Source organism: Klebsiella sp. CN_Kp104 (genome assembly GCF_040064515.1).
Classification (GTDB): domain Bacteria; phylum Pseudomonadota; class Gammaproteobacteria; order Enterobacterales; family Enterobacteriaceae; genus Klebsiella; species Klebsiella aerogenes.
Genome location: NZ_JBEAII010000008.1, coordinates 166,662 through 180,385 on the forward strand (window position 1 = coordinate 166,662; position 13,724 = coordinate 180,385).

A 13,724-nucleotide genomic window follows, 5' to 3' on the forward strand; every position below is an offset into this window, starting at 1 on the left:
GCGAATTACGGCCTTGTAGTAGAAACAGAATTAACAAACCACTGCTGAATGTTGCTCATCGCAGCATGCGAGGTGTCGAGAATCGGCTGCGGGAAGAAGCCCAACAGCACCAGCAGCACCACCAGCAGCAGGATGATAGACAGTTCACGCAGGGACATCCCCGGCAGCTCTTTCGTCGCGATTTCGCTTTTCGCCTTACCGAAGTAGGCGCGATGCAGCATCGACAGCGAGTAAACGGAAGCGAATACCAGACCAAAGGTCGAGATAACGGTAATCACCGGCACCACCTTATAGCTGCCGAACAGAATCATAAATTCGCCGACAAAGTTACCGGTGCCCGGCATCCCCAGGGTGGCGACAGCGAAGAACATCGACATCGCCGGCAGCCATTTAATTTTGCTCCACAAGCCGCCCATCTGGCGCATATCGCGGGTGTGCAGACGTTCGTACAGCTGGCCGCACAGAATGAACAGACCCGCCGCGGACAGACCGTGGGCAATCATCTGAATCACCGCCCCTTGATAAGCCAGCTGGCTACCGGTGTAGATAGCAATCAGCACGAAGCCCATATGGGAAACGGAGGTGTAAGCAATCAAACGTTTGATATCGGTCTGGGCGAAGGCCATCCACGCGCCGTAGAAGATACCGATCACGCCCAGCCACATGGCGATTGGCGCAAACTCGGCGGAGGCGTTCGGGAACAGCGGCAGCACAAAGCGCAGCAGACCGTAGGCCGCGGTTTTCAGCAAGATGCCCGCGAGGTCGACGGAACCGGCAGTCGGCGCCTGAGAGTGGGCGTCCGGTAGCCAGCCGTGCAGCGGTACCACCGGCATTTTCACCGCGAAGGCGATGAAGAAACCGAGCATCAGCATGTATTCCACGCCGTGAGACATCGGAGTTTTCAGCAGCTCTTCATAGTTGAAGGTCCACACGCCGGTGGCGTTGAAGTGGACGAATGCCAGCGCCAGAATGGCGATCAGCATCACCAGACCGCTCGCCTGGGTATAGATGAAGAACTTGGTGGCCGCCGTGATACGCGTTTTACCGTCAGAGGCTTTGTGCCCCCACAGCGCGATCAGGAAGTACATCGGCACCAACATCATTTCCCAGAAGAAGAAGAACAGGAACATGTCGATGGCGAGGAATACCCCGATGACGCCGCCCAGGATCCACATCAGGTTGAGGTGGAAGAAGCCCTGGTACTTTTCGATTTCGCGCCAGGAACAGAGCACCGCCAACACGCCGAGCAGGCCGGTCAGCACCACCATCAGCAGCGACAGACCGTCAATCGCCAGATGGATGCTAATGCCGAAACGTGGGATCCACGGCAGCACGAATTCCGACTGCCACTGCGGAATCCCCGCGGATTGCGTCAGAGAATAGCCGCCCTGCATCCACAGCTGCAGGCCAAGCACCAGCGTCAGTCCCATGGTAATCAGCGCGATCCAGCGCGGCAGTTTCACGCCAAAGCGTTCAGTCTGCCAGCACAGGAAGCCGCCAATAAAGGGGATTAATATTAGCCAGGGTAATAACATGGCGATTTTTATTCCTTGTTAAAGTCCCGTTCAGGACCGATTTTCAACGAATTCGACTACATTCACGTTTGAGGGCGGTTTGTTGTGTCGGGTGGCGCTTTGCTTACCCGACCTACGGTTTCGTAGGCCCGGTAAGCAAAGCGCCACCGGGCAAAACCGCGCACTCAAATCAACGCAGTACCATCAGCAGAGCCAGCACCACCACCGCGCCAATGCTCATTGAAGCCACATACCAGCGCAGATAGCCGTTCTCGCTCACCAGCAGACCTTTGCCTGCGAAGCGGGACAGAATCGCCGGGATATTCATCAACGAGTTCAGCGGATCGCTCTTCAGCAGCCAGGCAATGCCGAGGAATGGTTTGACGAACACTTTGTCGTATAACCAGTCGAAGCCCCAGGCATGGAACCACCAGGTGCCGAAGAAGCGGCCAGGGGCGCTGTTGGCGATGGAAGTCACCAGCGTACGTTTGCCCAGCCACAGCCATGCGGCGATCAGGATGCCGGCGATAGCGATAATCCCGGAGGTCATTTCCAGCGTCATCACGCTACCGTGGGCGAGCTCGGTGGTCTGCGGCAGTACGCCTTCCAGCGGCGGCACAATCAGCGCGCCAACGAAGGTGGACAGAATCAGCAGCACAATCAGCGGCAGATGATGGGTAATCCCCTTCCCTGCATGCGCGTGAATTTGCTCTTTACCGTGGAACACGATGAAAATCATACGGAAGGTATACAGCGAGGTCATAAAGGCGCCGACCAGGCCCGCTACCATCAGATTGATATGACCGTTGGCCATCGCGCCAGCCAGAATCTCATCCTTACTGAAGAAGCCTGCGGTGATAAGCGGCAGAGCGGACAGCGCCGCGCCCCCCACCAGGAAGCAGACATAAACCAGCGGAATGGATTTGCGCAGGCCGCCCATCTTGAAGATGTTCTGTTCATGATGGCAGGCGAGGATCACCGAACCGGACGACAGGAACAGCAGCGCTTTAAAGAACGCGTGCGTCATCAGGTGGAAGATCGCCGCGTCCCATGCCTGCACGCCCAGCGCGAGGAACATGTAGCCAATCTGGCTCATGGTCGAGTAAGCCAGCACACGTTTGATGTCGGTCTGCACCAGCGCGGCGAAGCCCGCCAGCACCAGCGTGATTGCGCCAACGATACCGACCAGATGCAGCACTTCCGGCGTCATCAGGAACAGGCCGTGGGTACGGGCAATCAGGTACACGCCCGCGGTCACCATGGTAGCCGCGTGGATCAGCGCAGAGACCGGCGTCGGGCCCGCCATCGCATCGGCAAGCCACGTTTGCAGCGGCAGCTGAGCGGATTTACCGACCGCGCCGCCGAGCAGCATCAGCGTCGCCCACTGCAGCGTGGTGCTGCCGTTAGCGAAGTGCTGCGGCGCCAGCTCAACCATTTCGCGGAAGTTCAGGGTGCCCAGTTCGTTATAAAGAATGAACAGCGCGAAGGCGAGGAACACGTCGCCGACGCGGGTGACCACGAACGCTTTCATCGCCGCGGCGTTGTTCTTCGGATCGGTGTAGTAGAAGCCGATCAGCAGGTAAGAACAGAGACCCACGCCTTCCCAACCCAGGTACATCAACAGCAGGTTATCGGCCAGCACCAGAACGACCATGCTGGCGATAAACAGGTTGGTGTAAGCGAAGAAGCGAGAGTAGCCCTCTTCGCCGCGCATGTACCAGGAGGCGAACATGTGGATCAGGAAGCCGACGCCGGTAACCACGGAGAGCATGGTCAGAGACAGGCCATCCAGCACCAGGTTGAAGCCGATATTGAAATCACCGACCGACATCCAGTTCCACAGCGGTACGCTGACCGCCTGTTTGCCGTTAGCGAAAAAGTCGACGCCGACGTACGCCGTCACCAGCGCCGCCAGGCCTACCGAGCCCATCCCAACGGTGGCGGAAAGATTTTCCGACCAGCGTCCGCGGGAGAAGGCCAGCAGCACAAAGCCAATCAATGGCAGAAGAATGGTTAAGGCAAGCATGTTCATCCACGCAACTCACTTACTGAATCGATGTTCAGGTTCTGGCGGCGACGATGGAGCTGCAGCAGCAGCGCCAGACCGATACTCGCTTCCGCAGCCGCGAGGCTGATGGCGAGGATATACATAATCTGACCATCAGTCTGGCCCCAGTAGCTTCCCGCGACCACGAATGCCAGCGCGGCGGCGTTAATCATGATTTCCAGGCTAATCAGCATAAATAGCAGATTGCGGCGGATCACAAGACCAGTCAGGCCGAGCACAAACAGGATGGCGGCGAGGATCAGTCCATGTGTTAAGGGGATCATGCGTGTTCCTCCGTTTTTCTTTTGTCGCTGTCATTCACGCGGTTGCTCAGCACCTCACCGGCGCGCTCTTCGCGGCCGATGTGGAAGGCGACAACCAGGCCCGCCAGCAGCAGCATGGAGGCCAGCTCCACCGCCAGGACGTACGGCCCAAACAGCGCAATACCCACTTCTTTGGCGTTGATCGCCGCACCGTCGATACCCTGGTCATTGATGCCCAGGATGGCGTAAACGATAACCACCAGCAGCACCGCGGAAAGGATGGCCGGGCCAATCCAGATCCCCGGCTGCAGCCATTTGCGTTCCTGTTCGATCTCGGTGCCGCCCAGGTTGAGCATCATCACCACGAACACGAACAGCACCATAATGGCCCCGGCGTAAACGATGATTTCCAGCGCACCGGCGAAGTAAGCGCCCAGCGAGAAAAACACCCCGGCAATCGCTAACAGCGAAATGATCAGGTACAACAACGCGTGCACCGGATTGGTGTGGGTGACGACCCGCAAGGTTGCGAGGATGGCTATCAGGCCACAGATATAAAAAGCGAATTCCATTGCCCCTCTCCTTACGGTAACAGGCTCTTGACGTCGATTGGCTTAGCTTCGTTTTCCGCTTCGCCCTTATCTTTGCCGTCGATTGCCATACCCGCCATCCGGTAGAAGTTATATTCCGGGTATTTGCCCGGACCGGAAATCAGCAGATCCTCTTTTTCGTACACCAGATCCTGACGTTTGTATTCGCCCAGTTCGAAGTCCGGGGTCAACTGAATCGCCGTGGTCGGGCATGCTTCTTCGCACAGGCCGCAGAAAATGCAGCGTGAGAAGTTGATGCGGAAGAACTCCGGGTACCAGCGGCCGTCTTTGGTCTCTGCTTTCTGCAGAGAGATACAGCCAACCGGGCAGGCTACCGCGCACAGGTTACAGGCAACGCAGCGCTCTTCACCGTCCGGATCGCGCGTCAGCACGATACGGCCACGATAGCGCGGCGGCAGATATACCGGCTCTTCCGGGTACATCTGAGTTTCACGTTTGGCGAAGGCGTGCATCCCGATCATGCAAATACTGCGGACCTGGGTGCCGAACCCTACCAATAATTCTTTTAAGGTCATGTTCAATTCACCCCTTATTGCGCCTGCCAGAGAATGACAGCCGCCGTTACCAACAAGTTGACCAGCGTTAACGGCAGGCATACCTTCCAGCCAAAGGACATTACCTGGTCATAACGCGGACGCGGTAATGATGCGCGGATCAAAATGAACATCATCATGAAGAACGCGGTTTTCAGCGCGAACCAGATGAAAGGCGGTAACCACGGGCCATTCCAGCCGCCGAAGAACAGCGTAACGATCAGTGCTGAAACGGTGACAATCCCGATGTATTCACCGACGAAGAACAGACCGAATTTCATACCGGAATATTCAATGTGGTAACCATCGGCCAGTTCCTGCTCCGCTTCCGGCTGGTCGAACGGGTGACGGTGACACACCGCCACGCCGGCGATGGCGAAAGTGACGAAGCCAAAGAACTGCGGGATGACGTTCCACAGATGCGCCTGGTTGTTGACGATATCGGTCATGTTGAATGACCCCGCCTGCGCCACCACGCCCATCAGGGAGAGACCGAGGAACACTTCGTAGCTCAGCGTTTGCGCGGAAGCACGCATCGCCCCCAGCAGCGAGTATTTGTTGTTGCTCGACCAACCGGCGAACAGGACCGCGTAAACCGCCAGGCCTGCCATCATCAGGAAGAACAGAATACCGATGTTCAGGTCGGCGACCACCCACGACGGGCTAACCGGCACGATAGCAAAAGCCAGCAGCAGCGAAGTAAAGGCGATAACCGGCGCCAGAGTAAAGATCACGCGATCGGAGAAGCGCGGGATCCAGTCCTCTTTGAAGAACATCTTGATCATGTCGGCGACCAGCTGCAGCGAACCGCCCCAGCCCACGCGGTTAGGTCCGTAGCGGTTCTGGAACAGGCCGAGCAGACGACGCTCGCCGAAGCTCATGAACGCGCCGCAGGTGACGACCACCAGCAGAATGACCACGGCCTTCAGGATGCTTAACAAAATGTCGATAAGATCCGGCGTTAACCAACTCATGCTTGCGCCTCCTGCAGTGAATCAATACGCGCCCCGGCCAGTACCGGCGCGATGCCCGGCATGCCCATCGGTAAGCCAACCTGTCCCGCGGCCAGCCCTTCAGAAATAACCAGCGGCAAACTCAGCGTCTGGCCTTCAACGCTGAAGGAAACCATCGCCCCGGCATTGACGCCAAGCTTTGCGGCATCCGCCGGGTTCAGCTTGATGTACGGCTCAGGCATCCGGCTCTGGAACACCGGAGAACGCTGCGACAGCTCATCGCTGCCAAACAGGTGGTAGTAAGGCGCGATACGCCATTTGCCCTCTTCCGCGTGGAAGCTGGCCGGAACCGCCGTGAAGTACTCCAGCCCGCTGGCGGAAGCTTCAATCAGACGCACGCCCGGATCGCCGTGGCGCAGTTTACCGCCCACTTCATCCTGGAATTTGTTCCATGCCTGTGGGGAGTTCCAGCCCGGCGCCCACGCAAACGGAATTTGCGAACGCGGCGCGGACGGCTGGTTGTTCCCTTCCATCGAGAAGGCGAACATGGTGTCTTTATCCTGCGGTTGGCGCGGTTCGTGCACGCTGATGTTGGCGCGCATCGCCGTGCGGCCGCTGTAGCGGTGCGGTTCACGCGCCAGCTTCTGACCGCGAATGCGGAAGGTCGCATCCGGCGCGGCATCTTTAATGCCCGCCAGCTGCGGCAGCGCCGCAATCGCCGCATCGATGACGTGGTCCAGCTGCGTCCAGTCAACCTGACGGTTGTTGACGGTGCTGTGCAGCGAATGCAGCCAGCGCCAGCTTTCCAGCATCACGGTTTTCGCGTCGTAGTAAGCCGGATCGTAAACCTGGAAGAAACGCTGGGCGCGGCCTTCGTTGTTCACCACGGTACCGTCGCTTTCCGCAAAGCTTGCCGCGGAGAGCACCAGGTGCGCTTTGTCCATAATCGCGGTGCGCTGATGATCAACCACCATCACCAGCGGCGCTTTCGCCAGCGCAGCGTCGACGCGCGCGGCGGAAGCATGACGGTGCAGGTCGTTTTCCAGCACGATAACCGCATCTGCGGCGCCGCTTTCCAGTTCGTCCAGCGCCTCTTCAAGCGAGCCGCCGCCGATCATGCCCAGGCCAACGCTGTTCACCGCACGGGCGACCATAGTCACGCCAACATCGGCGCCGCGGCCTTTCAACGCTTTCGCCACGTTGGCGGCAGCCTGAATGATTTCCATGCTGCCGGCGTTAGTGCCGGAGATAATCAGCGGTTTTTTCGCCCCGGCCAGCGCCTGAACGATCACATCAACTTTACCCTGCAGGTCATGGCTCAGGCCATCAACCGCCGGCGCGCTGTTGTCCAGCGCATGGGCGATAGCAAAGCCCAGACGCGCCTGATCTTCCACCGGCGCGCGATAGGTCCACGCCGCGATGTCATCGAGGCGCGTGTCGTCGATATTAGTGACGAATAACGGATGCTTGGCGCGCTGTCCGATGTTGAGAATCGCCGCAATCTGCCAGTCGGCCACTTTCTGCGCCGCCGCCATTTCGCGTGCTTTCCCTTTCACCGCCTGGCGTACCGCCAGGGCAACGCGCGCGCCGGTCTGGGTAATATCTTCGCCCAGCACCAGTACCGCATCGTAGGATTCGATATCGCGCAGCGTCGGGGTATGGATCCCACCTTCGCGCAGTACTTTGAGCATCATCTGCAGGCGCGCTTGTTCGCCTTTAGCGATGCCGGTATAGAAGTTTTCGCTACCGACCAGCTCACGCAGCGCGAAGTTACTTTCAATGCTGGCGCGCGGAGAACCGATACCAATGACTTTCTTCGACTGGCGCAGGATATCCGCCGCCCCCTGCATCGCCTGTTCGGCGTTGAGCGCGATCAGATCGTCGCCGCGGCGCTGAACCGGCTGACGCGGACGATCTTTGAGGTTTACGTAGCCATAGCCGAAACGACCGCGGTCGCAGAGGAAGTAGCGGTTCACGGTGCCGTTATAACGGTTTTCGATACGACGCAGCTCGCCATAGCGTTCGCCAGGGCTGATGTTACAGCCAATGGAACACTGCTGGCAGATGCTCGGCGCAAACTGCATGTCCCACTTACGGTTGTAACGCTCGGAGTGCGTTTTATCGGTGAAGACGCCGGTCGGGCAGACTTCAACCAGGTTACCGGAGAATTCGCTTTCCAGCGTGCCATCTTCCGGGCGGCCGAAGTAGACGTTGTCATGAGCGCCATAAACGCCCAGATCGGTGCCGTCGGCATAATCTTTATAGTAGCGAACGCAGCGGTAGCAGGCGATGCAGCGGTTCATTTCGTGAGAAATAAATGGCCCCAAATCCTGGTTGCGGTGGGTACGCTTGGTGAAACGATAGCGGCGGAAGCTATGGCCGGTCATGACCGTCATATCCTGCAGGTGGCAGTTGCCCCCCTCTTCGCAGACCGGGCAGTCGTGCGGGTGGTTGGTCATCAGCCACTCCACCACGCTTTCGCGGAACTGCTTCGCTTCGCCGTCGTCAATAGAAATAAAGGTGCCGTCAGATGCCGGAGTCATACAGGACATCACCAGGCGACCACGCGTGTCTTCCGCGTTCTGATATTGCTTCACCGCACACTGGCGGCAAGCACCGACGCTCCCTAGCGCCGGGTGCCAGCAAAAGTATGGAATATCAAGACCAAGAGAGAGACAAGCCTCTAGCAGGTTGTCCGCTCCGTTGACCTCGTATTCTTTGCCGTCTACATGAATCGTAGCCATTTGCGTGCTTCCAAAAATAAAAAACCTTTAGATTACCAGCGCGTCTTAAGCAGGTTCGGCTGAATACCGTTAATTGCATGGGTATTGCTGAACTGCTGCTTAATGCCAGCCTCGAATTCTTCGCGGAAATATTTGATAGCGCTCTGCAGCGGTTCAACCGCGCCCGGCGCGTGCGCGCAGAAGGTTTTACCCGGCCCGAGGAATCGACACAGTTGCTCAAGAGTTTCGATATCGCCAGGCTGGCCTTCGCCGCGCTCCAGGGCGCGCAGGATCTTCACGCTCCACGGTAGGCCGTCGCGGCAAGGCGTACACCAGCCGCAGGATTCGCGGGCAAAAAATTCTTCGAGGTTGCGCACCAGCGGAACCATGCCGATCTCGTGGTCGACGGCCATCGCCAGCGCGGTGCCCAGACGGCTACCTGCTTTACCAATGCTTTCAAACTCCATCGGCAAATCGAGGTGCGCTTCGGTCAGGAAGTCGGTACCGGCGCCGCCCGGCTGCCAGGCTTTAAACTTCAGGCCATCGCGCATGCCGCCGGCGTAATCTTCGAGGATCTCGCGCGCGGTAGTGCCGAACGGCAGCTCCCATACGCCCGGATTCTTCACGCGCCCGGAGAAGCCCATCAGCTTAGTGCCGGCATCTTTGCTGGTTGAAATATTCTGGTACCACTCCACGCCGTTGGCGAGGATGGCAGGGACGTTGCACAGGGTTTCAACGTTGTTGACGCAGGTCGGTTTACCCCATACGCCGGAGCTCGCCGGGAACGGCGGCTTGGAGCGCGGGTTAGCGCGACGGCCTTCCAGCGAGTTGATAAGCGCCGTCTCTTCACCGCAGATATAGCGCCCTGCCCCGGTGTGCACGAACAGCTCGAAGTCAAAACCGGTGCCGAGGATATTTTTCCCCAACAGGCCCGCTTCGGTAGCTTCGGCAATCGCACGACGCAGATGCTGCGCCGCTTCGATATATTCGCCGCGCAGGAAGATGTAACCACGGTAGGCCTTCAGCGCAAAAGCGGAGATCAGCATGCCTTCCACCAGCAGGTGCGGCAGCTGTTCCATCAGCAGACGGTCTTTATAGGTACCCGGTTCCATTTCATCGGCATTACACAGCAGGTAACGGATGTTCATGGACTCGTCTTTCGGCATCAGGCTCCACTTCAGACCGGTGGAAAAGCCCGCGCCGCCGCGCCCTTTCAGGCCGGCGTCTTTTACCGCATTGACGATTTCATCCGGCGCCATGCCGCTTAAGGCCTTGCGCGCCCCTTCATAACCGTTTTTGCTGCGATACTCGTCCAGCCACACCGGCTGCTTGTCATCGCGCAGACGCCAGGTTAATGGATGCGTTTCGGCAGTACGAATAATGGTTTTCATTTATACCGCTCCAGGAGGTCAGGAATCGCTTCCGGCGTCAGATAACTGTGCGTGTCGTCATCAATCATCATGGTCGGCCCCTTGTCGCAGTTGCCAAGGCAACAGGTCGGCAGCAGCGTGAAGCGGCCATCAAAGGTGGTTTGACCCGGTTTGATGTCCAGCTTTTTCTCGATAGCCGACTGGATCCCCTGGAAACCGGTGATATGGCACACCACGCTGTCGCAGTAGCGGATCACGTGACGGCCAACCGGCTGGCGGAAGATCTGGCTGTAGAATGTCGCCACGCCTTCGACGTCGCTTGCCGGGATCCCCAGCACATCGGCGATCGCGTAGATCGCGCCATCCGGCACCCAGCCGCGCTGTTTTTGAACAATTTTCAGCGCTTCGATGGACGCCGCACGCGGGTCTTCGTAGTGGTGCTTTTCGTGCTCAATAGCCTCACGCTCTGCCGCACTCAGCTCAAAAGCCTCGGTTTGTGGTTGTTGATTCTCGTGCATAATTAGCGGTCCACGTCTGACATAACAAAATCGATACTACCCAGATAGACGATAAGGTCGGATACCAGGCTGCCGCGGATCGCCGCCGGGATCTGCTGCAGGTGCGCATAGCTCGGGGTACGAATACGGGTACGGTAGCTCATGGTGCTGCCGTCGCTGGTCAGGTAGTAACTGTTAATCCCCTTCGTCGCTTCAACCATCTGGAAGGATTCGTTGGCCGGCATCACCGGGCCCCAGGAAACCTGCAGGAAGTGCGTAATCAGGGTCTCAATGTGCTGCAGCGTGCGCTCTTTCGGCGGCGGCGTAGTCAGCGGGTGATCCGCTTTGAACGGGCCTTCCGGCATATTATCGAGGCACTGCTGGAGAATGCGCAGGCTCTGGCGCAGCTCTTCCACTTTCAGCATCACGCGGGTGTAGCAGTCGGAAACGCCGCCGCCGGTCGGGATTTCAAAGTCGAAGTTTTCGTAGCCAGAATAAGGACGCCATTTACGCACGTCGAAGCCGATACCGGTCGCGCGCAGGCCTGCGCCGGTGGTGCCCCACTCCAGCGCTTCTTTCGCGGTGTAGGCGGCAACGCCTTTGGAACGGCCAATCAGAATGGTGTTGCGCAGCGCGGCTTTCTCATAGGAATCCAGGCGCTTCGGCATCCACTCAAGGAATTCACGCAGCAGGCGATCCCAGCCGCGCGGCAGGTCGTGGGCGACGCCGCCGATGCGGAACCACGCCGGGTGCATACGGAAACCGGTGATCGCTTCGACCAGATCGTAGATTTTCTGACGGTCGGTAAAGGCGAAGAAGACCGGGGTCATCGCGCCGACGTCCTGAATAAAGGTCGAGATATACAGCAGGTGGCTGTTGATGCGGAACAGTTCGGACAGCATCACGCGGATCACGTTCACGCGATCCGGCACGGTGATCCCGGCCAGTTTTTCCACCGCCAGCACGTACGGCATCTCATTGACGCAGCCGCCGAGGTATTCGATACGGTCGGTGTACGGGATGTAGCTGTGCCAGGACTGGCGTTCGCCCATCTTCTCCGCGCCGCGGTGGTGGTAGCCGATGTCCGGCACGCAGTCGACGATCTCTTCGCCATCCAACTGCAGAATAATACGGAATGCGCCGTGAGCGGACGGGTGGTTCGGGCCGAGGTTGAGGAACATAAAGTCCTCGTTTTCGGTGCCGCGCTTCATACCCCACTCTTCCGGCTTGAAGGTTAACGCTTCCATTTCCAGATCCTGCTTGGCTTTGGTCAGCTCAAACGGATCGAATTCGGTGGCGCGCGCCGGATAGTCTTTACGCAGCGGGTGGCCTTCCCAGGTCGGCGGCATCATGATGCGGCGCAGATTCGGGTGACCGTCGAAGGTCACGCCAAACATTTCCCAGGTTTCACGCTCATACCAGTTGGCGTTAGGGAACAGTTTGGTGAAGGTCGGCAGATGCAGATCGTTTTCAGACAACGCCACCTTGAGCATGATATCGCGGTTGCGGTCTACTGAGATCAGGTGGTAGAAAACGGAAAAATCCGCGGCTGGCAAGCCATCGCGGTGCGTACGTAAACGTTCGTCCATGCCGTGCAGGTCAAACAGCATCACGTAAGGTTTCGGCAATCTCTTCAGGAAATCACCCACCTCAAGCAGCTGTTCGCGCTTCACCCACACCACCGGAACGCCGGTACGGGTAGGCTGAACGGTAAAGGCATCCGGCCCAAAACGGTTGCGCAGTTCGCCGATCACCGGGTCATCAAGGTGATCGCGGGTTTGCCAGGCTGGTGCGGCGTCATGCGCGGTTAAATCAGTCATATTGTTCACCATTGCAAAAGGTCCGTGGTGACTGCCGGGCGAGGCTTCGCTGCTTTTGTAGATTGATTTGCGAAGTCTGGTTCCCGCCCGCAGGCGCAAGTTAAATCTCGTCCGGAGTCCGCAGATTGGTCACCGCAATTCGTTCGCCGCGTTTACGCTCGCGCTCGGATTGCATGTTGGCGCGATAGACGCCCTGATCGCCAACCACCCATGAGAGAGGACGGCGCTCTTTACCAATGGATTCCTGCAGCAGCATCAGCGCCTGCATATAAGCTTCCGGACGCGGCGGACAGCCCGGGATGTAAACATCCACCGGAATAAACTTGTCCACGCCCTGAACGACGGAGTAGATATCGTACATCCCGCCGGAGTTAGCGCATGCGCCCATAGAGATAACCCACTTCGGCTCCAGCATCTGATCGTACAGGCGCTGAATAACCGGGGCCATTTTGGTGAAGCAGGTACCGGCGACCACCATCAGGTCGGCCTGACGCGGAGAGGCACGCAGTACTTCCGCGCCAAAACGCGCAACGTCATGCACCGCAGTGAATGACGTCACCATTTCTACATAGCAGCAAGACAGGCCGAAGTTGTACGGCCAAATCGAGTTCTTACGGCCCCAGTTCACCATGTCATGCAGCGCGTGTTCGAGTTTCCCCATATACACGCTTTTATTGACTTCTTGCTCCAGGGGGTCAGTTACGATCTCCTGTTTTTGCAGGGGGTAACGGTCGTTCTCACCGTTAGGATCTATGCGGGTGAGCGTATAATCCATCTTATTGCCTCGCTTTTACTGCATATGACGGTTAGTGGGACTGTCTGTTTCCGGGTTAACCAGCGTGCGACGGGAACGCGCAGGCGTCCAGTCCAGTGCGCCGATGCGAACGAGGTAAACCAGACCAGCCAGTAGCACTAAAATGAAAATTGCGGCTTCCACAAAGCCAACCCAGCCGCTTTCGCGAATGGATGTTGACCATGCGTAGAGATACAGGGCTTCCACGTCGAAGATAACGAAGAACATGGCGACCAGATAAAACTTCGCAGAAAGACGTAAGCGGGCCGAACCAACGGAGTCGATCCCCGATTCAAACGGCGTGTTTTTGCTACGCGCGCGCGCGCGACCGCCGAGGTACCAGCCGCCGACGAGCATCAGGCAGCACAGACCGATAGCGATGATGAGAAATATAGCGAATGCCCAATGATGAGCGATGACTTCAGTGGATGTTGACATACGCATTGCTTAACCAAAAAAGTGTAGCGCCAAAACCCTCTGCTCTTGATGGCAGATGAACGCCACAGCGTTTCACGGGAGGAATAAAAAAATGACCTTGCAAAAAAGCGTCCCTGGTTGATGAGGAAGCCCAAATGCCGTGGCTTTTTACCCCTTTCTTTA

12 protein-coding genes are annotated in these 13,724 nt (G+C 58.0%); all 12 read right to left on the reverse strand.

What is annotated here, in order from left to right; genetic code table 11:
- Window positions 1-5 precede the first annotated feature (5 nt).
- The 12 genes from nuoM to nuoA all read right to left on the reverse strand — a co-directional run bounded on the left by nuoM (window position 6) and on the right by nuoA (window position 13,568).
- A complete protein-coding gene (gene nuoM / locus ABLU80_RS11890; RefSeq protein WP_348850004.1) occupies window positions 6-1,535 on the reverse strand; it encodes an NADH-quinone oxidoreductase subunit M in 1,530 nt (509 codons plus the stop codon).
- Between the two features lie 169 nt (window positions 1,536-1,704).
- Entirely contained in the window at window positions 1,705-3,546 is a 1,842-nt protein-coding gene (gene nuoL, locus ABLU80_RS11895) for an NADH-quinone oxidoreductase subunit L (RefSeq protein ID WP_015706160.1), read from the reverse strand.
- The gene (nuoK, locus tag ABLU80_RS11900; RefSeq protein ID WP_004865088.1) at window positions 3,543-3,845 is read right to left on the reverse strand and encodes an NADH-quinone oxidoreductase subunit NuoK; all 303 of its coding nucleotides are present in this window, start codon (window positions 3,843-3,845) and stop codon (window positions 3,543-3,545) included. The genes nuoL and nuoK overlap by 4 nt, the downstream gene beginning before the upstream one ends.
- A complete protein-coding gene (gene nuoJ, locus ABLU80_RS11905; protein ID WP_015365591.1) occupies window positions 3,842-4,396 on the reverse strand; it encodes an NADH-quinone oxidoreductase subunit J in 555 nt (184 codons plus the stop codon). Before nuoJ ends, nuoK begins: the two co-directional genes overlap by 4 nt.
- Before the next feature lie 11 nt (window positions 4,397-4,407).
- Window positions 4,408-4,950: an NADH-quinone oxidoreductase subunit NuoI gene (gene nuoI / locus ABLU80_RS11910; protein ID WP_015365590.1), complete on the reverse strand. Its 543-nt coding sequence runs from the start codon at window positions 4,948-4,950 to the stop codon at window positions 4,408-4,410.
- Between the two features lie 14 nt (window positions 4,951-4,964).
- The gene (gene nuoH, locus ABLU80_RS11915) at window positions 4,965-5,942 is read right to left on the reverse strand and encodes an NADH-quinone oxidoreductase subunit NuoH (protein WP_015365589.1); all 978 of its coding nucleotides are present in this window, start codon (window positions 5,940-5,942) and stop codon (window positions 4,965-4,967) included.
- Complete coding sequence (nuoG, locus tag ABLU80_RS11920; RefSeq protein ID WP_015706161.1) at window positions 5,939-8,665, reverse strand: NADH-quinone oxidoreductase subunit NuoG; 2,727 nt, start codon at window positions 8,663-8,665, stop codon at window positions 5,939-5,941. Before nuoG ends, nuoH begins: the two co-directional genes overlap by 4 nt.
- Window positions 8,666-8,697: 32 nt before the next feature.
- Window positions 8,698-10,035, reverse strand: coding sequence for an NADH-quinone oxidoreductase subunit NuoF (gene nuoF / locus ABLU80_RS11925; RefSeq protein WP_015365587.1), 1,338 nt, complete (start codon window positions 10,033-10,035; stop codon window positions 8,698-8,700).
- Complete coding sequence (gene nuoE, locus ABLU80_RS11930; RefSeq protein ID WP_015365586.1) at window positions 10,032-10,532, reverse strand: NADH-quinone oxidoreductase subunit NuoE; 501 nt, start codon at window positions 10,530-10,532, stop codon at window positions 10,032-10,034. The genes nuoF and nuoE overlap by 4 nt, the downstream gene beginning before the upstream one ends.
- 2 nt (window positions 10,533-10,534) lie before the next feature.
- Window positions 10,535-12,343: an NADH-quinone oxidoreductase subunit C/D gene (gene nuoC, locus ABLU80_RS11935; protein ID WP_015365585.1), complete on the reverse strand. Its 1,809-nt coding sequence runs from the start codon at window positions 12,341-12,343 to the stop codon at window positions 10,535-10,537.
- 88 nt (window positions 12,344-12,431) lie between these two features.
- Window positions 12,432-13,106: an NADH-quinone oxidoreductase subunit NuoB gene (nuoB, locus tag ABLU80_RS11940; RefSeq protein ID WP_002913178.1), complete on the reverse strand. Its 675-nt coding sequence runs from the start codon at window positions 13,104-13,106 to the stop codon at window positions 12,432-12,434.
- A 15-nt stretch (window positions 13,107-13,121) separates the two neighbouring features.
- Window positions 13,122-13,568 (reverse strand): NADH-quinone oxidoreductase subunit NuoA, encoded by a 447-nt coding sequence (gene nuoA / locus ABLU80_RS11945; protein ID WP_002913181.1) that lies wholly within the window; start codon window positions 13,566-13,568, stop codon window positions 13,122-13,124.
- Window positions 13,569-13,724: the final 156 nt, after the last annotated feature.

Coding starts and splice junctions, on each gene's coding strand:
- nuoC (WP_015365585.1), bottom strand. CDS start 12,343: ATGGTGAACAATATGACTGATTTAACCGCGCATGACGCCGCACCAGCC.
- nuoA (WP_002913181.1), bottom strand. CDS start 13,568: ATGCGTATGTCAACATCCACTGAAGTCATCGCTCATCATTGGGCATTC.
- nuoL (WP_015706160.1), bottom strand. CDS start 3,546: ATGAACATGCTTGCCTTAACCATTCTTCTGCCATTGATTGGCTTTGTG.
- nuoB (WP_002913178.1), bottom strand. CDS start 13,106: ATGGATTATACGCTCACCCGCATAGATCCTAACGGTGAGAACGACCGT.
- nuoE (WP_015365586.1), bottom strand. CDS start 10,532: ATGCACGAGAATCAACAACCACAAACCGAGGCTTTTGAGCTGAGTGCG.
- nuoJ (WP_015365591.1), bottom strand. CDS start 4,396: ATGGAATTCGCTTTTTATATCTGTGGCCTGATAGCCATCCTCGCAACC.
- nuoF (WP_015365587.1), bottom strand. CDS start 10,035: ATGAAAACCATTATTCGTACTGCCGAAACGCATCCATTAACCTGGCGT.
- nuoH (WP_015365589.1), bottom strand. CDS start 5,942: ATGAGTTGGTTAACGCCGGATCTTATCGACATTTTGTTAAGCATCCTG.
- nuoM (WP_348850004.1), bottom strand. CDS start 1,535: ATGTTATTACCCTGGCTAATATTAATCCCCTTTATTGGCGGCTTCCTG.
- nuoK (WP_004865088.1), bottom strand. CDS start 3,845: ATGATCCCCTTAACACATGGACTGATCCTCGCCGCCATCCTGTTTGTG.
- nuoG (WP_015706161.1), bottom strand. CDS start 8,665: ATGGCTACGATTCATGTAGACGGCAAAGAATACGAGGTCAACGGAGCG.
- nuoI (WP_015365590.1), bottom strand. CDS start 4,950: ATGACCTTAAAAGAATTATTGGTAGGGTTCGGCACCCAGGTCCGCAGT.